Here is a 19,503-nt window from a genome sequence, read left to right as displayed (position 1 = left end):
TAGATCCCCCACCGTACCCCCACCACCGCCCAGTACAAGGGATCCCTTCCTTGGGCGTGAGCTGTCCTCGCCGCCTGCAATTGCCCAGGATCGGCTGCCCCCACCTGGAAGGCAAACGATCCACTCACCGGATGGGAATCGGCAGAAATGGCCCGCCAACTGACGATGTAAACTCCCTCTGGGATCTCCTGGGGCAGATCCCCCTGCGGCGCGTTGCCGGTGCTCACCACGTTTTCCAAAGCTAGCGCCCGTCCGCTGCTACCCAAAACCTGGAGTTGCGTGATCCGCACCGGCTCATTGAAGACCAGCCGCACCTGTGTCGGCGCTTCCTGCAGCACCGCCCCATCCTCTGGGAAGGTGGAGAGCAAGCTGGCATGGGCAAAAGCGGGCTGGATCCCGGCCACCCACAGCAAGGCGCAGAGGATCCCAGACCAAATCCAAGCAAAACCCCTTTTGGGATGAAACATGCTCCTAAGCAGACCGCTTAGCGGGTACCGTGACCATGCCCATGTCCATGCCCGTGGCCGTGCCCATGTCCACTGTCTCCACCTGTCAGCTTCAGCAGCGGAGCCGGCTCCGGCAAACTGTTGGGATCCTCGCCAGGCTGAGCCACCTGAATCCAGCGGTACATGCCCTGCTCGCACTCCTGAATCACTGGGATGGGGATGACCTCACCGGGGCGATTCGGCAGCTTGAGGCTGATGCTGAACTCATCCATGAACTCATCGGGCAGCGAGCCGCCGCTCCAGATCACCTCGGCAACCGTTTCGGTAATCATCTTCCCATGCGACTCATAGGGGGTCTCCAGCGGCTTTTTGACCGTCTCGATTTTCCACAGGGGATGCACCATCGGCTTCACAGAGACGAATCCCTCCGGAATCTGCACCCGCAGGCGCACGGTCGGGGATCCATCGCAGCCATGGGGCACCCGAAAGGTGAGCTTGGCAAAGCTGCCCGCCGGGGCCTCTTTGGGATGGACGGTGACATGGGCCCAGGCAGAGGAAAGGGGTAAAAAACTCATTCCCAGGGCCAGCAGAGATTTCTTGGCCAGGGTCAAGTAACTTTGCAGACTGAACATTCGCAGATGCTCCTTACAAGCCTGTAGAGAAAGAGAAAAATGCAGTGTTTGTTGGTCAAAACCTAGGGGTGGTGATGGGATCCGTGGGATTCCGTTACGCTCATGCTGTGCTGTCCCCAACTGGAGAGGCCCATCGACACCAGGCCGGCGCTGGCCAAACCCATCGACACCAGCCCGAAGGAGAGCGCCCCCATAGCCACTAGGCCAATGGAGAGGATGCCGTGGGTCACCACGCCGATGGCCACTACCCCATGGGCAGAAATGCCCACCGCCACCAAGCCATGGGCTCCCACGCCAACCGACAAGATTTTGCGGCGGGATCCCTTCCCTTCACATCCCTGCTCGTGAGGCAGCCGCTCCACTGGTCTCCCCTGGAGCAGGGCTGGATCTTGAGTCCTCTCTTTGGACACTAGCCTCTACTCCAGTTGTGCTCAGCGCGATCCAAAACGTAGGCCGCCACCGCCTCGATCTCCTCCGGCTTGAGAATCTTGGCAAAAGCCGGCATGGCCCCTTTGCCGTTTCTCACTTGGGCCTGGATCAGCTCAGGGGTGTCTACGTGGTACTCATGAAGAGCCGCCAGAGAAAGGTTTTTCGCTGCCACCAAAGTGTTGCGCCCGTTCAAGTGACAACCCACACATTTGGCCTGAAAGACCTTGGCTCCCAAGGCCAAATCAGGCTCAGCAGAAGCCATTTGCGGGCCTAAAAAGAGGGCAAATACTGCCACCAAAAGCCCGATAAAAAGGTTGATCATTCGCATTTTCATCTCAGGGACTGACCGAAAACTAGCCTTTAAGGCCCGCCCATTATCCCAAGCCCGTTGGGCCAGGTCAAAAGACAGCCTGTCGAGTTTCCCCCGGCTACTATAAGGTCAGGCTCCCCCGAAGCCATGAGCGGTCTGCCCCCCGATTTCATTCAGTTGGTGCGCCAAAAGGCCGACCTCGTGGAAGTGGTGGCCGAAAAAGTGGTGCTGCGCAAGCAGGGAAAGAACTTCGTTGGGCTTTGCCCTTTCCACAACGACCACAAACCCAGTTTTCAGGTCAGCCCCAGCAAGCAGATCTACAAGTGCTTCTCCTGCGGGGCAGGGGGAGATGTGCTGCGCTTTGTCATGCAGACCGAGCATCTCTCCTTTGCTGAGGCCGTGCGCCACTTGGCGCGGCGATACCACATACCTCTGCCCACCCGCAATCCCGAGGCGCAGCCCTTGGGATCCCTTGATGAGCGGGAGCTCTCCCACCGGGAAAAGCTGCTGGAGATTTTGGCCATGGCTGCCGATTTTTATCGGCATGCCCTCCGATCCCAGCTAGGATCCGCCGCCCGCCAGTACCTGCACAGCCGCCACCTGAGCGAAGAAACTTTGCAAAAATTTCAAATCGGCTTTGCTCCCCCCGGCTGGCAATCTCTCTACGAATACTTGGTCAACCACAAGCGCCAACCGGTCAAACTTTTAGAAGAGGCTGGATTGCTGGTTCCCCGCCAGCAGGGATCCGGCCACTACGACCGCTTTCGCAACCGGATCATGCTGCCCATTTTCGATGTGCAGGGGCGGGTGATCGGGTTTGCCGGCAGAGCCTTGGGGGAGTCAGGACAGCCCAAGTACCTCAACTCTCCAGAAACAGAGCTCTTCAACAAAAGCCAGGTGGTCTATGGCCTCAACTTTGCCCGCGATGCCATTGCCAAGGCCGATCAAGTCCTGGTGGTGGAAGGCTACTTCGATGTCATCGCCCTGCATCAGGCGGGGGTTGCCTATGCCGTAGCCGCTATGGGCACCGCTTTGACGCCCCACCAGGTGAAGATCCTGCTGCGCTACACCCAATCGAAGCGGCTGATCCTCAATTTTGATGCGGATCGGGCCGGTTTGAACGCCGCCAACCGAGCCATTGAAGCCGTTGAAGAACAAGCGCGGCGCGGAGAAATTGAGCTGCGCATTCTCACCCTTCCTGAGGGCAAAGATGCTGACGAGTTTTTGCGGGAGTACAAGAGCTCGGCCCCGCCGACGCGAGCGGTTTCTGAACTGCAAACCCTGATCGAGCAAGCTCCCCTGTGGCTGGATTGGCGAATTGAACAGGTGCTGGCCGGTCGGGATCTGAGCCGGGCCACCGATTTTCAGCAGGCCCGTCAAGCCCTTGTGCAACTGCTGGCCGGTTTGGGTGGACAATGGCGCTCTTTGTATTTGCACAAAGTGGCAGAATTGCTCAGCCGCGGCAACGGTCGCCTCAGTCGAGACTTGGAAGAAGACCTGCGCCGAGCGGTGCGGCAGTACCGCTGGGCCAAACCCCGGCAACCTTCCCTCAATAAGGGATCCAAACTCTTGCAGTCGGAGTCCCATCTTTTGCAGATCTTTCTGCATTTTGGCGAGTATCGCCGCGAAATTCGGCAAACTTTGCTGGAGCGGGAGCTGCAATTTAGCTTTCGCCCCCACCGCGAGTTGTGGCAGCGGATCTTGGAGCTGATCTCGGCTCAGCCGGAGCTGGAAGACCGGGGAGAGACTTTGCTGACGGCTTTGCGCACCCTCTGTGCCCAAGATGAGCAGCTCAACGAGCGCCTCAGCCATCTGCTCTGGTTGGACGAAAATACCCGCGTAGCCCTGATGCGTCCACGGATGGTGGTGCGGGCCGCCATTGCCAACATGGAGCTGGAAATTCGCCAGAAGCGCTACCGCTACTGGACCCAACTGTGGGATCAAGCCTTTTCCGAAGGCAACACTGCCCTGGCCGCCCAGTACCAGGCCAGCATCCAGCAGGAATACCAAGCGATTCAGGCGCTGCAGCGGCAGGTGCAACTGAGCCTGGAAGACATGTCGGAAACCCCACTGGCCGAAGATTTATAGTCATTTCGATTCAAACTAGGACACTAAACCCATAACCCCATACGCGGCCAGAAGGCTTCTCTCTATAGCCCGAGTGTCTCACCCTAAACTGAACAGACTGTAGTGGCTGATGGACGGCCTGTTGGTGCTCAAAAGGGCTTCGCTCCCCTAGCGCGAGATCAGCTCCGCTTGCAACCGCTCCCGGGCCACCTGCAAAGCCTCTGCCAATTTCTCCGGCTGTTTGCCCCCAGCTTGGGCCAAGTTGGGCCGTCCGCCGCCGCCCCCTCCGGTGAGTTTGGCAATCTCGCCGATGAAGGATCCCGCCTTCAGGCCAAGTTGCTGCACAGCAGGGCTAAAGGCAGCCACCAGGCTGACCTTGCCGGCTTCCGGCACCGATCCCAGCACCACTGCCCCTTCCCCCAGCTTGTGGAGCAGATGCTCGGCAGCGGTTTTGAGGGCCTCAGGGGTGGTGGATCCCAGTTCTGCCACCAACACCTTAAGATCTCCGACGGCAACCGCCTGGGCCAGCAGACCTTCGGCCTGTAGCAAGGTCAACTGGCTGCGCACCTCCTCCAGCTCCTTCTGAGCAGCTTTCAGCTCCGCCTGTAGGGCGGCAACCCGCTCCGGCAGTTCCTGGGGCTTGGCTTTGAATTGGGCGCTCAGCTCCCGCACCACCCTGTCCCGTTCGTTCAGGTATTCCAGCACAGCCGGCCCGGCCACGGCCTCGATGCGGCGGATCCCGGCAGCCACTCCAGTCTCGGCGATGATCTTGAACAGGCCAATCTCAGCGGTGTTGTTGACATGGGTGCCACCGCACAGCTCCATCGACACCCCCGGAAAGTCGATTACCCGCACCTCGGCGCCGTATTTTTCCCCGAACATGGCCACGGCACCTCTGGCTTTGGCTTCGGCCAGGGGCATGATCGCCACCTGAGCAGCATGGGCCTCGGCGATCCAGGTGTTCACCAAGTTCTCGATCTGTTCCAGCTCCTCAGGGGTGACTGGCCGGGATAGGGTGAAATCAAAGCGCAGCCGGTCAAAGGCCACCAGGGATCCCGCCTGACCAATCGAGGGATCGACAATTCTTTTCAGGGCCGCCTGCAGCAGGTGGGTGGCGGTGTGGTGAGCTTGGGCGCGCCGCCGACAGGCCAGGTCGATTTGGGCTTGGACGGGATCCCCCACCCGCAGGATCCCGCGTTCCACACGGCCAAAGTGAACGAACAGATCCCCTTGCTTTTGCACATCTTCAATCCGCACCAGCAGGCCATCCCCGGAGAGGTAGCCCCGGTCGCCAATTTGCCCGCCGGACTCGGCGTAGAAGGGCGTGCGATCCAAAACGATCTGCACCGCTTGCCCTGCCTCCACTTGGGGCACCGATTTTCCCTCGACCAACAGGGCCTCGACCACGCCGCGGGCGGAAGATTGGCTGTATCCCAAAAACTCCGTTTGGCTGAGGAAATCCGCCAACTCGTCCAGGGATCCCTGGGCTGTGAGGTCGATGGTTTGGTGGGCGGCGCGGGCCCGCTGCCGCTGTTTCTCCATCTCTTGCTCAAAGCCCTCCAGATCCACGCTGAAGCCGTGTTCCTGGGCAATTTCTTGGGTTAGCTCCAGCGGAAAACCGTAGGTATCGAAGAGCTTGAAGGCGTCGGCGCCGGAGATCTGCTTTGGCGAGCTGCTGTCACGGCGGGAAGATTCGACGGCAGTAAACAAATCCAGCAGTAGCCGTTCCCCCCGCTCCAGGGTTTTGAGAAACTGCTCTTCCTCCCGTTGCAGCTCGGTCTTGATCAGGGTTTCTCGCTCCCGCACCTGAGGATAGGCAGCCTCGGCCAACTGAATCGCGGTCTCGATTACCGGGATGGTGAAGGGCTCGCCAATCCCCAGCAATCGCCCGTGGCGCACCATTCGCCGGATCAGCCGCCGCAGCACATAGCCCCGATCCACATTGGAAGGGAGCACCCCATCGGCAATCAAGTGCATCACTGCCCGCGCGTGATCCCCGATCACCTTCAGAGAGATCTGCTGCTCCGGGTCGGCCTTGGAGTAGTTCAGCCCGGCGATCCCAGCCGCCGTTTGAATGATGGGAAAGATCAAGTCCGTCTCGTAGTTGTTGGGCACCCCCTGCAACACTTGGGCCAACCGCTCCAACCCCAGGCCGGTGTCGATGTTTTGCTTGGCCAGCGGCATCAGGTGACCTTCGCTATCCCGGTTCAGCTCCATGAACACCAGGTTGTAGATCTCCAGAAAGCGGGAGTCATCCTCCAAATCGATCCGCTCATCCCCCAGCTCTGGCTTGAAGTCGTAGTAGATCTCAGAACAAGGGCCACAGGGGCCAGTGGGGCCGGCAGCCCAGAAATTATCCGCCTCTCCCATGCGCTGGATGCGGTGGGCCGGGATCCCTATCTCATCTCGCCAGAGGGCAAAAGCCTCCTCATCTTCGCGAAAGACGCTCACCACCAGCCGTTCCGGGGGCAGGCCGAACACCTCCGTCACCAGCTCCCAGGCCCAGGCAATGGCCTCCTTTTTGAAGTAGTCGCCAAAGCTGAAGTTGCCCAGCATCTCGAAGAAGGTGTGGTGGCGCGCCGTTCGGCCCACATTCTCGATGTCGTTGGTGCGCACACATTTCTGGGCCGTTGTAACCCGTGGGTACTCCGGATCCCGTTGCCCCAGGAAAATGGGCTTAAAGGGCAACATGCCGGCAATGGTCAGCAGCACCGTCGGATCTTCCGGCACCAAGGAGGCGCTGGGCAACACCTGGTGGCCCCGCTGAGCGTAGAAGTCCAGAAAAGTTTGCCGAATGGCGGCACCGGAAAGCGCTGGAAACATGACAGGCGAAGATGGCTGTATTCATCAATTCTAAGTTTTCCCTCTGCAGGGCAGTCCAGCCCTTGTTGTTCTCCTCTGTTCCACCAAACCCCATCCGCCGAAAACCTAAGCGATTTGTCCGATTAACCTCAGGGCGGGCAGACGCTAAGATCAGCCTATCTGAGGCAGTTGTGCAAGATTTGTTTCTTCTTGGTCTAACCTGTATGTATCTCTCACAACTTGCCTGCCGACTTCTTGGCTCCGTCTCGGTTGTCCGGATCGCCAGCCGGTAACCCCAAACTGGTATGCCCAACTGCTACTGCCTTAACCCTGCCTGTTTGCACCCGGAAAACCCGGCGGACGCTTCTACCTGTGCCTCTTGTGGCCATCCCCTCCTGCTGCGCAATCGCTACCGGGCCTTCAAGCGCATCGGCCAGGGGGGATTTGGCTCTACCTTTTTGGCGCGGGATGAGGACATGCCCTCCAAACCTTGGCGGGTGATCAAGCAGTTGCGCCCGGTCGAGGGATCCCCGCAACTGGCCAAGCTGGCGGAGGAGCTCTTCAATCGCGAGGCCCAAGTGTTGGAGCGCCTGGGCGAACATTCGCAGATCCCCAAGCTCTACGCCCACTTCCAGGAAGGCGGCAAGTTCTACTTGGTGCAGGAATTTATCCAGGGCACCACCCTCTCCCAAGAAATGCGTCGCAATGGGCCCTTTTCCGAAGAACAAACCCGGCAGGTGATGCAGGAGGTGCTGCTGATCCTCAGCTATGTCCACAGCCAAAACACGGTTCACCGAGACATTAAACCTGCCAACCTCATTCGCCGCAAAGAGGATCAGCGGCTGGTGCTGATCGACTTTGGGGCCGTAAAGGAACTGGGGCCAGCCCAGGAGCAGGCGGCAGAAGTGACAGCAATCCGCTCCCTTGGCTTTTCTCCCCCGGAGCAAGTAGCCGGCCAGGCGGTCGGTCCCTCTAGCGATCTCTATGCCTTGGCTGCCACCTGCATCAACTTGATGACGTTGGAATCTCCGGCCAAGTTTTATAACCATGAAACGGGACAGTGGGATTGGTCGGATTGCCTGCAGCTCAGCCCGGAATTCGACGCCATTCTGCACCGCATGTTGCAGCCGGCCATCAACCAGCGCTTTGCCACCGCCACCGAGGTCTTGCGGGCGTTGCAAGGGATCCCGGTGGAAGAGGCAGGCGGCCCGATCTCTCAGCCGATTGTGTTGCCCAGCTCTCCCCTGTCTGCCAATCCCAGCACATCGGTGATCTCCGGCTACTGGGCCAAGCGCCGCTCGGGTGGTTTCTCGCCCACACCCCTACCTCAGTTCACTGCAGGGGGAATGACAGCCAGCAGCCCGGTATCCATCCCCTCTGAGTGGGGGAGCACCACCGGTTTCACCCAACTGGGCCGAGCCAGTAGCATCACAGGCGGCGGACGGATCAAGCCGGCCACCCCACCGCGGATCCCTTCCATGGCGGGAGCGGATCTGCGGGGAAAGTCCTTTGCCAACCAAAACTTGGCCGGCTATGATTTGCGCCGGGCCGATCTGCGGGGGGCCGATTTCTCAGGGGCCAACTTGCAGGGGGCGGATCTGCGCGGCATCCTCTTCAACACCCCTCAACCCTACTGGCTGCGGGTTTTGATCCAACTGTCTGGATCGGCCAAGACGTTGGGAGGGATCCTGACAGGCTTGGGGGGGCTGCTGGGCTCAGGGATCCTGGCCTTTTTGCTTGTCCGCCTGACCACGGGCAATTTGGTTTATGCGTTAGGAGCGGCTGGGATCGCCTTGGTGGTGGCCAGCTCGGTGATCTGGTCGATGGCCGGTGGGGTTCGTTTGGCTCGATACCCAGAAGAAAAGAGCAAGCGCTTTACCAACTTTTGCAAAGCGGATCTACGGGGGGCGCGGATGGACGAGAAGCTGCGGAAGTTTGCCCGCCGACAGGGGGCCATCTTGAGTTGACGCAGGGCGGATTGCGGATCTGGCGGATCTGGAATTTTGCGTTGCGATCTTTAACTTTATAGATCTTTAATAGTTTTATAGTTGTTTCAGGTTAGGATGAGACGTCTGGGCTACTGCTCGCGCCAGCGGGACGGAGTCCTTAGAAAAGCCTTCTGGCCCTCCGCATTATTGCCCCGCAATGCCATTGCTCCGCAACGCTGACGCGAAGACGCGACCGACGTCTTAGTGTGGGCACAGTGTCCTGGTTTGAATCGAGATGACTATAAACAAGAGATCAAGCCATCGAAGGGGGTGGAGAGGCCCATCTGCGAAGCGATTGATTGACCTGTTCCATCAAAGCTCGGCAGGCTACGGTTTTGCCCTGTTGCCGATCCCCAGCTTGGTCGTAAAAGACAATACCATCGGCCCGAGAAAGGCCCAACGCCAAGAACAACAGCTCCAAGACCCCAAAAGAAGCGGTCTCCAGCTCCGGCGCTCGATCCTTAAGCTCTGCCAGCGTGGTGTGGGCATCTTCCAGGTGGCCGAAGGCCGGGATCCACAGATGGGTCGTCGGCTGGGATCCCTCTGAGGATGAGTCGCCAGCAGCAGGATCCTCGACCACCCGCACCGTCAGCCAGCCGCCATCGGGGTAGCGCAAGGTGGTGTATTGCAGGTGATCCAGGTGTTGAGCCACCTGGGTGAGCACATCCGCCACCTGTTGCATTGCCGCCGTCGGGATCCCGTTTTGGGGAGCAGTATCCACAAGGGTTGCGGCCTGTGCTGCCAAACTAACCACCATGATTGACAACAATCCTCATCCACATCCAGAATAGATATTCGCAGCGATTGGGGCTGTAGTTCAATTGGTTAGAGCACCGCCCTGTCACGGCGGAAGTTGCGGGTTCGAGCCCCGTCAGCCCCGTACTCCTAAAACACTCTAGCTTAGTCGCTCTCCTGCAGCCTCATATCTCCAGACTGATCTGATTTCTGATGAAGACTGCTGCGCAACGCGGTCGGCCTGGGGTTTAAGCTTCGGCGGTGGGGCCACTCTAAAATGGGGCTTAGTCCAGGGGAAAAACCATGCAGTATCGCAGATTTGGGCGTACCGAGCTGTCTATGCCCGTGCTGAGCTGTGGTGGCATGCGCTATCAACACAGTTGGCAAGATACTCCTTGGTCAGGGATCCCAGCGGCAAGCCAGCAGAACCTGGAGGCGACGATTCGCCGGGCCTTGGAGGTGGGCATCAACCACATCGAAACTGCCCGCGGCTATGGCACTTCTGAAATGCAGTTGGGCCGCATTTTGCCGCTCTTTCCCCGGCAAGATCTGATTGTGCAGACGAAAATTGGCCCCAGCGCCGACCCGCAGCAGTTCCTGGCCAAGTTCGAGCAATCGATGAGCTACTTGAACCTCGATTATGTGGATCTGCTGGCCATCCACGGGTTGAATACCTGGGAAGACTTGGAGCACAGCCTGCGTCCAGGGGGGTGTCTGGAGGTGTGTCAGCGCCTGGTACGGCAGGGGCGGGTGCGTTTTGTCGGCTTCTCCACCCATGGGCCGACGGAGTTGATCGTGGAAGCCATACGGTCAGGGGGCTTTGATTACGTCAACCTACACTGGTACTTTGTCAACCAAACCAACTGGCCCGCCATTGAGGCTGCCGCCCAGCAGGATATGGGGGTATTCATCATCAGTCCCTCAGACAAGGGGGGCAGGCTTTACGATCCGCCCGCCAAGCTGGTGCAGCTGTGCCAACCTCTCAGCCCAATGGTCTTCAACGACCTGTTCTGTCTGTCCCATTCCCAGGTTCACACCCTCAGCATTGGGGCAGCTCGACCCAGCGATTTTGATGAGCACCTGCGGGCGGTGGAGCTGTTGGATCGGGCTGATGAGCTGTTGCCGCCGATCCTGGCCCGCCTAGAGCAAGCTTTGATCGAGCAGGTGGGGGAACACTACGCCAAAACTTGGCACCAGGGCCTGCCTCGCTACGACCAAACCCCCGGACAAGTGAATATCCCGTTCATTCTGCTGCTGCGCAATTTGGTCTTGGCCTATGACTTGGTGGACTATGCCAAGAGCCGTTACAACCTGTTGGGCAATGCCGGCAGTTGGCTCCCCGGCCAGCGGGCAGACAAAGTGGATGCCGAAGCCCTGCGACCTTATCTTATCCACAGCCCCCACCGCGACCGGATCCCGGCTTTGTTGCAAGAAGCCCATCGCCTGCTCTCTGGAGCTGAGGTGAAGCGCCTATCTCAGAGCTAGCTTGCTCAGGGATCCCCCCGTTTGACGGTATTAAAATGCTTCCGCAAGAGATTCAAGACTACATCGTTTTATTGAGAAACTCCGTGTTGCAAGAACAGTTACTGAGTTAGATGAGAGTCTGGCAACACTAGCCCCACCGCATCTGTAGACGCAAGAGGAGTACCATTGCGATGGCCAGCCTTTTACTGTGGCCTGTTTGGCATGGTTGTAGGTGATTGAGATAACAGTCGCCGACCTTTCGGATTGCCAACGGATGTGCCGTCACTTTTATCGGATAGGCCGCACTCTCTTGGATCTGGACGCTGCCAAAACCGTTCGGGATCAACCCACCTGGTTTGAGGCTCCATCTTAAGGTCAGGGGCAGGAACCTGTTTGCCAGCAGCCTCAATCCCCTTGGACAGAGTGCTCTCAGCCACCCAACCCCATCGCTTCAATTTGATGAATGTAGTCGGGGGGAAGCCCATGCTCTCGTGCCCCCTTCAAGATTCCTTGAAGATATCCCTCGCTTGGGATCAATGAATCATCAATGAATGAATCTCCCGCCACGTAAGTCATTGCTTCGATCACTTCACCCTCATCGCTTCGAACCTGAACCTGCTGGCGACGGTAATGACCTCCCGGAATTCCTTCATACCGATCCATCCTCTCCAGCCTGTCCGAGCTGCACAGATAGGCAACTCCCCACACAACCCCAGAGGGATCCCGGACAATGTTGGCCTTGCCGGTTCCATCGTTGCCGCGCTTGTTGAACGTAAGGCGGTATCCCTGCAAACGAGCACGCCTAGCTTCCTTGAAATCAACAGCACGGTGTCCCATCTGCTGGGCATCTAGGTTACTTCCGTATGCAAAATACCACTGCTCACTCATCTCTAGTTCCCTTGGTGTCGGGTGAACCCGCCTACCCAGAGTTACACTGAGATATTGAGCACATTAGCATCACGGGATCCCGCCCCTCCATGAGCTACTTGGTTATCGACACCGAGGGCAACCCCAACCTCAAAGAAATCGCCCTTATCGACAGCAGCGGCAAGCTTATTTACCATGCCTACACCCAAGAATACTCGCCCCACCACCCCCAGCCCAAACCTTTGGCCCAAATCGTTGCTGACCTGCGGCGCTTGGCACAAGGCAAGACTCTTGTTTTCCACCACGCAGAGCAAGACCTAAAAATCCTTAAACAAGCCTTTGAGCAAGCTAACCAAGAGTGGCTTTCTAACCCCGTTTTTTGCACTTGGCTAGCTGCCAAGGAATGTTTCCCCAACCTCCCCAGCTACAGTCTAGAGTATCTTAGCAAACATCTTAGTATCCAACTGGAGAGCGGCTATTTCAACTCCAAACTGGCCCACGACGCCAGCTACGATGCCCTCTTTACCTACCACCTCTATCGCCACCTCACCCACGCTCAGCTCAAAGCCCAGAATGTTCCCAATCCTTTCGCCAACAGCAGAGTTGACAATCCCTTTCAGCATTATCCCGACGAGACCACCATCTATCAGCCTCAGTACCAGCAGCTCACTGCCACCCTACAGGACATCCAACGGGATCCCAACCACCAGAGCCGAGGGGTTGTCTTACTGGGAGAACCTGGATCCGGCAAGACCCACCTGATCATGCGGGTGGCCCAAAACCTCCTGCGCCACAACCGTCTCCTGTTTATCCCTCAGCCCACCCATCCCGACAACATCTACCACCACATCTACAGCCACACCCTGGAATCCCTGCGCGAACGGGTAGATGCCCATCACCACACCCAGCTCGACTACTTGATTGCCAAGAGCTTTGTGGAAATCTTGAAAACCTTCCCCCAAACCTCAAAAACTGAAGAGTTTCTCTCCCTTCTCACGGCGGATCCCCTCAACCTCTTTCATTGCCTGGGAGCAGAAGGCACCGAGCGTCGTCGTCAACAATGGCAAGCCATTGAAAAACGGGTTCTGCGCTGGTGGGCAGAGCAAAACTTTCTCACCGGTTCCACCGAAAACATTCTCAAGGGCATCATCAAATACTGCAGCTACAGGGATCCCAACCGCCGTCACCAGATCATCCGCTGGCTCAGCGGTACCGACCTGGATCCTGAAGAAACCAACTTGATTGGGTTGCCCCCTTGGAGTGCAGATCTGGATCGCAACACCTTTGCCCTAGAAGGGATGAAAGTCATCGGCAGGCTTTCGCTGCTTGACCGACCTCTCATTATTGTCTTTGACCAATTGGAAGCTTTGGGCCGAGAAGAAAATCGAGATATCCTCCTCAACTTGGGCGATGCCCTGAAAGAGCTTTTTACCCGTATCCCCAACAGTCTGTTTATCCTCAATCTGTTCCCCGACCGTTGGCAACATTTCCAAACCCAATTTGACCGGGCTATCGTCGATCGCCTCTCCCAAACCGTCCTCTCTCTGGATCCCCCACCTGCTCCCCAGCTTCAAACCCTTCTGCAAACCCGTCTGCCCTCAGGGATCCACCTCCAAGCTCTCTTCACCGCCGATGACCTCAGCGATATCCTCAGCCAACCCTCCATCCGCGCCATTCTCAACCGAGCCTCAGCCTACTACCGCCACTACATCAACGGGATCCCTCTCCCTCCCCAGGTGCAAGTTGTACCCACTGCCAGCAATCTAGCCGCCCGTGTCCAGCGGCTCGAAACTGAGCTGCAAACCCTCAAACAACTGCTCATCCCCCTTCTGCCTGCCCACGGCCCCTCCATCGTTCTATCTCCACCCCTTCGGGATCCCAGCCGATCTGCCGATCTTGTTGAGACGCTGGATCCCTATCTCCGCACCACTGAGGCTCAGCTCCGCGCCGCCTATCCCCAAGAGGCGATCATCGACAGCACAGCCGATATCGGCAAATTGCGCACCATCGGCAATGCCCTACAAGGGATCCATCCTGTCCCCATGAGCACCCTGAAGCTGGGCAAACGCAAACTTCTAGATCACCTCTATTTCTCCGCCCAGAAGCGGGTGATCGCCTTTATCCAAGTGGGTCCCAGCAGCATGTATGGACAGCTCAATAACTTCAACCAATTGGTGATTGCTCACCCTGAGCTTCAGTTTCTCTTGCTGCGGGATGCCCGCCTCAAGCCTCCTTCCAAAACGGCTACCGCCACCAAAGCGGCCTTGGCCGCCCTCAACAACAGCCCCAATGGCAAGTATGCTCTGCTCACCCAAGACGACCGCATCCATCTGGAGCTTATGCACAGGATGATCACCGACATCCAAAACCGCGACCTGGAAATCGACCTGACCCAAGCCGTTCGGTATTATCTTGACCACAGGGATCCCCCCCTTATTGCCTGGATCCTGGGCCGTGATTAAGCGCTCCAGATCCGTCGAAACCCCATGTTGTTCAAGGTCGGCTCCGCATCGGGATCCAGCACCGTAAAACCGGGATCCCATATTGTCCGGCCAAGCTTGTGACCTGATTCTTAAGGCTGCCGATCAACGGAGCCAATGGCAAGGGATTGACAGCGGAGCCAAAGTACCTCAAAGTTTCCGGCATAGTGGGCTTTGTCCGGCTCAAGCCCTCCCCTGATTACTCAGTATCGGAGCGGCGGGATTTGAACCCACGACCCCCACTACCCCAAAGTGGTGCGCTACCAAGCTGCGCTACGCCCCGACGCACTTACGGGTAGAAGCCCATGAAGTGCCTAGCTAGTCTAGCATCGGATCGCGGCCAGAGTTAACCCCAAGCTGCGGGATCCCGTGGAAAACATGCTAGCTTAGTTAAGCCGTTAAGAAATCGCACGCCTGAACCACCGGGTGTCCTTACAGCCCTTTCGCGGTTTGCTGCAACAGCTCCTGAGTTCCTTGCCAATGGGGGTAGAGCGCTCTGTGCAGGTAACCGGCGGGAAGGCCGTAACTGGGATCCGTTCGGGCGGAGGCTAACCCGTAGGAGAGGAAAAACTCATGAGCGTAGTCAGTTTGCCTCAACTGTTGGAGGCAGGGGTTCACTTCGGCCACAAGGCCAGCCGCTGGAACCCGAAAATGCGGCCCTACATCTTTACCGAGCGGAACGGCATCCACATTATCGATTTGGTGCAGACGGCCCGCTATCTGAACGAAGCCTACGAGTATGTGCGGGATGCTGCTGACAGGGGTTGGCGCTTCCTGTTTGTGGGCACCAAACGGCAAGCTGCCGGGATCATCGCTCAAGAGGCTCGTCGCTGTGGCAGCTACTATGTCAACCAGCGCTGGTTGGGGGGTATGCTCACCAACTGGGCCACCATCAAAACCCGCATCGACCGCCTCAAAGAAATTGAGGAGATGGAGAGCAGTGGTCTTCTGGATCGCCTGCCCAAACAAGAGGCCAGCCGTCTGCGGCGAGAGTTGGCCAGGTTGGAAAAGTACTTAGGCGGCATTAAAACGATGCGCAAGCTCCCCGATGCGGTGATCATCGTCGATCAGCGGCGGGAGGCCAACGCCGTTCAAGAATGTATCAGGCTTAACATCCCGATCATCTCACTCCTGGACACCAACTGCGACCCCGATCTCAGCGATATCTTCATTCCCTCTAACGACGATGCCATTCGAGCGATTAAGCTGATTGTAGGCAAGTTGGCGGATGCCATCTACGAAGGGCGGCATGGGCAGCTCGACACCGTTGAAGAGGATGAGTACGACTACGAAGGGGCCATGGATCTGGACGACGACATGCTGGAGGATATGGAGGACGAAGAAGAAGGAGAAGCCGAGGAAGGCTAGACCGAGGGCAGGGATCCCATGCAATCCGGGCACTTCCCTGCCTGTTCCATATCCAGAGGCGTGTATCCTTGAAATCTAGGTTTACAATTCTACCGAAGCCCGCTCATTCTCACTCATATCCCGCCACATTCTTCCCGTTCTTTCATTCGAGGAGCCCTCATGAGCATTGATGCCAAACTGGTCAAAGAGCTGCGCGAAAAGACGGGCGCAGGCATGATGGACTGCAAAAAAGCCCTGGAAGATTCCGGTGGCGATATGGAGAAAGCCATCACCTGGCTGCGACAGAAAGGGTTGGCAGGGGCAGCCAAAAAGGCCAGTCGCGTCGCGGCAGAGGGGGCAGTTGACAGCTACATCCACTTCGGCAATCGAATTGGGGTGTTGGTGGAAGTGAACTGCGAGACGGACTTCGTGGCCCGCAGCGAAGATTTTAAGAAACTGGTGCAAGACATCGCCAAGCAGATTGCCGCCTGCCAAAACGTAGAATACGTCAGCGTTGACCAGATCCCTGCTGAAGTGGTGGAGCGGGAAAAAGCCATTGAAATGGGCAAAGAAGATCTGGCCAATAAGCCGGAGAACATACGCGAGAAGATCGTGCAAGGTCGCATCGAAAAGCGCCTGAAAGAGTTATCCCTGTTGGATCAACCCTTTATTAAAGATTCCTCGATCACGGTGGAGGAATTGGTCAAGCAGCACATTGCCAAACTGGGGGAAAACATTCGGGTGCGGCGGTTTGTGCGCTTTGTCCTGGGAGAGGGGATCGAGAAAGAAGAAGTGGATTTTGCTGCTGAGGTTGCCGCTCAAGCCGGTCTCAAGCCGGCAGAGGCCCCCAAAGTGGAAGAGACTCCACCCGCTCCTCCTGAAGAACCTGCCCCAGAACCGGCCCCTGCTGCCGAGAGCAAGCCGGCCAAAAAAGGCTCCGCCAAGAAAAAGAAATAGCCGGTCAAGGCTGAGCTGTAGGGCCATGTCGGCGGTGCAGAGGCGTTGAAACTGCGTTATGGAGAGTGTGGGCACCTCTATGTCGGCAGTTCTATAACCACTACGCTTGGGTATCCCTTGGGGGAAAGGCTAGGTTATGCATGCAAATGTTCTGATCCTCCCGCCTTGGCAGGGTTAACTCCAGCACGCTAAGGTAGCAGACGGCCTTTTTGGATCCCGGGCATGAGTTTTATCTTGCGCAATGCGTTAATTCCCACCGCCACCGGCTACGAAACCGCAGATGTGCGAATCGAGGGGGAACGGATTGCTGCCATAGGCAGAGGGTTACCCGCAACGGGCGCAGACAGCCTGGAACTGGATGCCAGTAACCAACTCTTGCTGCCGGGCTTTGTCAATGCCCACACCCATTCTTCCGAAATGTGGCAACGAGGGATCATACCGCCCTATCCGCTGGAGCTGTGGCTGGCACAACTGCACGAGTATGCGCCGCCGGATCCGGAAAAAATCTATCTCAGCGCGCTGGGGACGGCGGTGGAAACCCTGCTGACGGGGGGCACCTCGGTGGTGGATCATCTGGTGTTGATCCCAGGCCAAGAGTTGGCCACCATTGAGGCGGCGGTACGGGCCTACCGAGAAGTCGGGATCCGCGCCTTCGTGGGCCCCTTGATCCAGGATCAGGCTCTCTCTCGGGGGTTGCCCAGCAGCTCCTCTTGGGATCGGGAGCCGGAAACCTATCCCCTCTCCACAGCAGAGGTGCTGGCCATTGTGGAAGAGGCGGTGCAGCGCTTTCACCGGCCAGAAGAGGGCATTACCCTCATGGTGGCTCCCACAGGGATCCAACTGTGCTCAGACGAGCTGTTCAAGGGCTGTGCGGAGTTAAGCCAGAAGTATGACCTACCCCGCCACGCTCACCTGCTGGAAACCCGTGCCCAGCAGATGTTGGCCCAGGAAAAGTACGGCTGTAGTGCTGTGGAGCATCTGGAGCGCTTGGGCTACCTAGACCGGAAAACTTCCTTGGCCCACTGCGTCTGGCTCAGCGATGCCGATATTGAAATCCTGGCCCGTACCGGCTCTACGGTTGTTCACAACCCCTTGAGCAACCTGCGCCTAGGCAGCGGCATTGCCCCCATCTTGAAATACCGCCGGGCAGGGGTGAACGTGGCCTTTGGCTGCGATGGATCCGCCAGCAACGATTCGCAGGATTTGCTAGAGGCCATCAAAATCGGCACCATCCTGCACAACATCACCGATCCCGACTACCGCCACTGGATTTCTCCCCGCGAGAGCATCGAGATGGCAGCCCGAGGTGGGGCAATCGGCTTGGGCCTGGGGGATCAGATGGGATCCCTGGAAGTGGGCAAGCAAGCGGATCTGGTGCTGTACGATCTCACCCAACTGTCGCTGTTGCCCCGTACCGATCCCATTGGGCTGCTGGTGTTGGGCCGGCCTACCCAGGCAGTCCACAGCGTCTGGGTGCGAGGAAAACAGGTGGTCTCCGGCGGAGCCGTAACGACGGTGGATGTGGCTAATCTGCGACAGGAGTTGTTTGCTTGTAGCTCCTGGGATCCCTTCCGCCGATCCCAGCAGGCAGAGCATCTGGAAGCTCGTTATCGTCGGGTGATGGGCTTGCCAAAGTAGCGTTGGATGTCCCTGTGTGGCCAGAAGAAGCAGACCGGGCCAGCATCACAGAGCAGGTGAAACGACAGGCCCTGGCCCTGGGTTTTGACAAAGTCGGCATTGCCAGCACAGAGGATCCCCCCGACTTGCGGGGTCTGCAAGCTTGGCTGGCTGCGGGCATGGCCGCCGACATGACCTGGATGGCCGATCCCCGGCGAATGGATCCAAAGCAGGTGCTGCCGGGGGTGCAGTCGTTGGTCTGTGTGGCTTTGAATTACTACACCCCCATCCGCCACAGCCAGGATCCCGGCAAGGGCAAGATCTCCCGCTACGCTTGGGGGCGAGATTATCACCGCGTGTTGGGACGGCGGCTGAAGCAGCTCCACCTCTGGATGCAAGCCCAGTTCCCAAATCATACGGGTCGATTCTACGTGGATACCGGCCCGGTTGCGGAAAAGCCCTGGGCCATGCAGGCGGGCTTGGGTTGGATCGGCAAAAACAGCCTGTTGCTCACCCGCGAGTACGGCTCCTGGGTGTTTCTGGGAGTGATCCTGACCACCCTGCCGTTGCTCCCTGACCAGCCCCACACCGCTCACTGCGGCACCTGTACCCGCTGCCTAGAGGCTTGCCCCACGCAGGCCATCGTCAGCCCAGGGGTGGTGGATTCCCGCCGCTGCGTTGCCTACCACACTCTAGAAAGCCACGCCGAGCGGATCCCTGCCAAGATTGCCCAGAACCTGCACAACTGGGTGGCCGGCTGTGACATCTGCCAGGAGGTCTGCCCTTGGAACCAACGCTTTGCCCAACCCAGCCGGATCCCGGATTTTCAGCCCTACTCTTGGAATGTTGCCCCTGATCTCCAGGAGCTGGCCCGGATCGATGATCGGGAATTCGACCACAAGTTTCCGGCCTCTGCCCTGCGCCGGCTCAAGGCCCACCGCCTGCGCCGCAACGCCCAAGCAGCCCTGGAAGGCAATTCCAGCTCTGCAGCTGGCAGCAACGATTTGGAAGCCCCCTCTACTTAACTTGGATACGCTTTCCTAGCAGGATCTTGCGGCCTCGAGGCCGGCGCCAGAAAATGGTGGGGCTATTGTCTCTGGGCCAGGGACGCAAGCTAACATACATGCCCTACCCTCTTTCTGAGGCCACAGTGCTGGGCCGCCATGGTCTTGCTCTCGTAGGAGCGGTTTTGCGCAAAGGACGTGTGGACTTGGTGCAGGAGTTTACCCACCGCTTTGTTTGAGCTGGATCGACTCAAACACAGTAGCCCCACCTAAAACACGGTCATTTCAAGCTAGATTAGGACACTGATACATTCACGCTGAACTCTCCTGAACATGGTTCAGGAAAGAAGCGATCGCA

Annotated in this window: 15 protein-coding genes, 2 tRNA genes and 1 pseudogene; 10 read left to right on the top strand and 8 right to left on the bottom strand. The window is 58.1% G+C overall.

Going from position 1 to position 19,503, the window contains the following annotated elements:
• The 4 genes from NW838_RS11850 to NW838_RS11835 all read right to left on the bottom strand — a co-directional run.
• Nucleotides 1-467: copper resistance protein CopC (locus tag NW838_RS11850; RefSeq protein WP_414428091.1), on the bottom strand; the 467-nt coding region annotated here is incomplete at its 3' end.
• A gap of 17 nt (nt 468-484) precedes the next feature.
• A complete protein-coding gene (locus NW838_RS11845; protein ID WP_414356620.1) occupies nt 485-1,078 on the bottom strand; it encodes a YcnI family protein in 594 nt (197 codons plus the stop codon).
• A 62-nt stretch (nt 1,079-1,140) separates the two neighbouring features.
• On the bottom strand, nt 1,141-1,440 hold the full coding sequence (locus NW838_RS11840) for a hypothetical protein (protein WP_414356619.1): 300 nt from the start codon (nt 1,438-1,440) through the stop codon (nt 1,141-1,143).
• Nucleotides 1,441-1,487: 47 nt separating this feature from the next.
• On the bottom strand, nt 1,488-1,829 hold the full coding sequence (locus NW838_RS11835) for a c-type cytochrome (RefSeq protein WP_011433133.1): 342 nt from the start codon (nt 1,827-1,829) through the stop codon (nt 1,488-1,490).
• Nucleotides 1,830-1,964: 135 nt separating this feature from the next.
• Between NW838_RS11835 and dnaG the strand changes: the two genes are divergently transcribed.
• The gene (dnaG, locus tag NW838_RS11830; protein ID WP_414356617.1) at nt 1,965-3,905 is read left to right on the top strand and encodes a DNA primase; all 1,941 of its coding nucleotides are present in this window, start codon (nt 1,965-1,967) and stop codon (nt 3,903-3,905) included.
• A 147-nt stretch (nt 3,906-4,052) separates the two neighbouring features.
• On the opposite strand, the gene alaS is transcribed toward dnaG, so the two are convergent.
• Nucleotides 4,053-6,707, bottom strand: a complete 2,655-nt coding sequence (gene alaS / locus NW838_RS11825; RefSeq protein ID WP_414428090.1) for an alanine--tRNA ligase — start codon at nt 6,705-6,707, stop codon at nt 4,053-4,055.
• A gap of 284 nt (nt 6,708-6,991) precedes the next feature.
• Here alaS and NW838_RS11820 point away from each other — a divergent pair, with 284 nt between their 5' ends.
• Complete coding sequence (locus NW838_RS11820) at nt 6,992-8,653, top strand: protein kinase domain-containing protein (protein WP_414428089.1); 1,662 nt, start codon at nt 6,992-6,994, stop codon at nt 8,651-8,653.
• 274 nt (nt 8,654-8,927) lie between these two features.
• Here NW838_RS11820 and NW838_RS11815 read toward each other — a convergent pair whose 3' ends face one another.
• The gene (locus NW838_RS11815) at nt 8,928-9,431 is read right to left on the bottom strand and encodes a hypothetical protein (RefSeq protein ID WP_414342275.1); all 504 of its coding nucleotides are present in this window, start codon (nt 9,429-9,431) and stop codon (nt 8,928-8,930) included.
• Between the two features lie 49 nt (nt 9,432-9,480).
• On the opposite strand from NW838_RS11815, the gene NW838_RS11810 reads away from it, so the two are divergent.
• Both NW838_RS11810 and NW838_RS11805 read left to right on the top strand, forming a co-directional pair.
• Nucleotides 9,481-9,554, top strand: a tRNA-Asp gene (locus NW838_RS11810).
• Between the two features lie 158 nt (nt 9,555-9,712).
• Complete coding sequence (locus tag NW838_RS11805) at nt 9,713-10,894, top strand: aldo/keto reductase (RefSeq protein WP_414358032.1); 1,182 nt, start codon at nt 9,713-9,715, stop codon at nt 10,892-10,894.
• A gap of 408 nt (nt 10,895-11,302) precedes the next feature.
• Here NW838_RS11805 and NW838_RS11800 read toward each other — a convergent pair whose 3' ends face one another.
• The gene (locus tag NW838_RS11800; RefSeq protein WP_414342279.1) at nt 11,303-11,761 is read right to left on the bottom strand and encodes a gamma-glutamylcyclotransferase family protein; all 459 of its coding nucleotides are present in this window, start codon (nt 11,759-11,761) and stop codon (nt 11,303-11,305) included.
• Between the two features lie 89 nt (nt 11,762-11,850).
• Between NW838_RS11800 and NW838_RS11795 the strand changes: the two genes are divergently transcribed.
• Entirely contained in the window at nt 11,851-14,202 is a 2,352-nt protein-coding gene (locus NW838_RS11795) for an AAA family ATPase (protein WP_414428088.1), read from the top strand.
• A 227-nt stretch (nt 14,203-14,429) separates the two neighbouring features.
• On the opposite strand, the gene NW838_RS11790 is transcribed toward NW838_RS11795, so the two are convergent.
• A tRNA-Pro gene (locus NW838_RS11790) sits at nt 14,430-14,503 on the bottom strand.
• Between the two features lie 290 nt (nt 14,504-14,793).
• Here NW838_RS11790 and rpsB point away from each other — a divergent pair.
• The 5 genes and pseudogenes from rpsB to NW838_RS11765 all read left to right on the top strand — a co-directional run bounded on the left by rpsB (nt 14,794) and on the right by NW838_RS11765 (nt 19,384).
• Nucleotides 14,794-15,588 carry a 30S ribosomal protein S2 gene (gene rpsB / locus NW838_RS11785; protein ID WP_414358039.1) on the top strand — a complete coding sequence of 265 codons (795 nt, stop codon included), beginning with the start codon at nt 14,794-14,796 and terminating at the stop codon, nt 15,586-15,588.
• Between the two features lie 159 nt (nt 15,589-15,747).
• Nucleotides 15,748-16,392, top strand: a pseudogene (gene tsf, locus NW838_RS11780) (translation elongation factor Ts); the annotation flags it as partial.
• A gap of 354 nt (nt 16,393-16,746) precedes the next feature.
• Complete coding sequence (locus NW838_RS11775; protein WP_414428087.1) at nt 16,747-18,162, top strand: amidohydrolase; 1,416 nt, start codon at nt 16,747-16,749, stop codon at nt 18,160-18,162.
• A 56-nt stretch (nt 18,163-18,218) separates the two neighbouring features.
• Nucleotides 18,219-19,166 carry a tRNA epoxyqueuosine(34) reductase QueG gene (gene queG, locus NW838_RS11770; protein WP_414358044.1) on the top strand — a complete coding sequence of 316 codons (948 nt, stop codon included), beginning with the start codon at nt 18,219-18,221 and terminating at the stop codon, nt 19,164-19,166.
• 26 nt (nt 19,167-19,192) lie between these two features.
• Complete coding sequence (locus NW838_RS11765) at nt 19,193-19,384, top strand: hypothetical protein (protein WP_414380595.1); 192 nt, start codon at nt 19,193-19,195, stop codon at nt 19,382-19,384.
• Nucleotides 19,385-19,503 lie beyond the last annotated feature (119 nt).

Origin of the sequence: Synechococcus sp. R55.2, assembly GCF_047462075.1 — a bacterium.
In the GTDB taxonomy this organism is placed as follows: Bacteria; Cyanobacteriota; Cyanobacteriia; order Thermostichales; family Thermostichaceae; genus Thermostichus.
This window is presented reverse-complemented; position numbering and strand designations above follow the sequence as displayed.

Excerpts from the sequence above, each read along its gene's own strand:
- NW838_RS11845 (WP_414356620.1), bottom strand. The coding sequence starts at position 1,078 with ATGTTCAGTCTGCAAAGTTACTTGACCCTGGCCAAGAAATCTCTGCTG.
- NW838_RS11835 (WP_011433133.1), bottom strand. The coding sequence starts at position 1,829 with ATGATCAACCTTTTTATCGGGCTTTTGGTGGCAGTATTTGCCCTCTTT.
- dnaG (WP_414356617.1), top strand. The coding sequence starts at position 1,965 with ATGAGCGGTCTGCCCCCCGATTTCATTCAGTTGGTGCGCCAAAAGGCC.
- alaS (WP_414428090.1), bottom strand. The coding sequence starts at position 6,707 with ATGTTTCCAGCGCTTTCCGGTGCCGCCATTCGGCAAACTTTTCTGGAC.
- NW838_RS11820 (WP_414428089.1), top strand. The coding sequence starts at position 6,992 with ATGCCCAACTGCTACTGCCTTAACCCTGCCTGTTTGCACCCGGAAAAC.
- NW838_RS11815 (WP_414342275.1), bottom strand. The coding sequence starts at position 9,431 with ATGGTGGTTAGTTTGGCAGCACAGGCCGCAACCCTTGTGGATACTGCT.
- NW838_RS11805 (WP_414358032.1), top strand. The coding sequence starts at position 9,713 with ATGCAGTATCGCAGATTTGGGCGTACCGAGCTGTCTATGCCCGTGCTG.
- NW838_RS11800 (WP_414342279.1), bottom strand. The coding sequence starts at position 11,761 with ATGAGTGAGCAGTGGTATTTTGCATACGGAAGTAACCTAGATGCCCAG.
- NW838_RS11795 (WP_414428088.1), top strand. The coding sequence starts at position 11,851 with ATGAGCTACTTGGTTATCGACACCGAGGGCAACCCCAACCTCAAAGAA.
- rpsB (WP_414358039.1), top strand. The coding sequence starts at position 14,794 with ATGAGCGTAGTCAGTTTGCCTCAACTGTTGGAGGCAGGGGTTCACTTC.
- NW838_RS11775 (WP_414428087.1), top strand. The coding sequence starts at position 16,747 with ATGAGTTTTATCTTGCGCAATGCGTTAATTCCCACCGCCACCGGCTAC.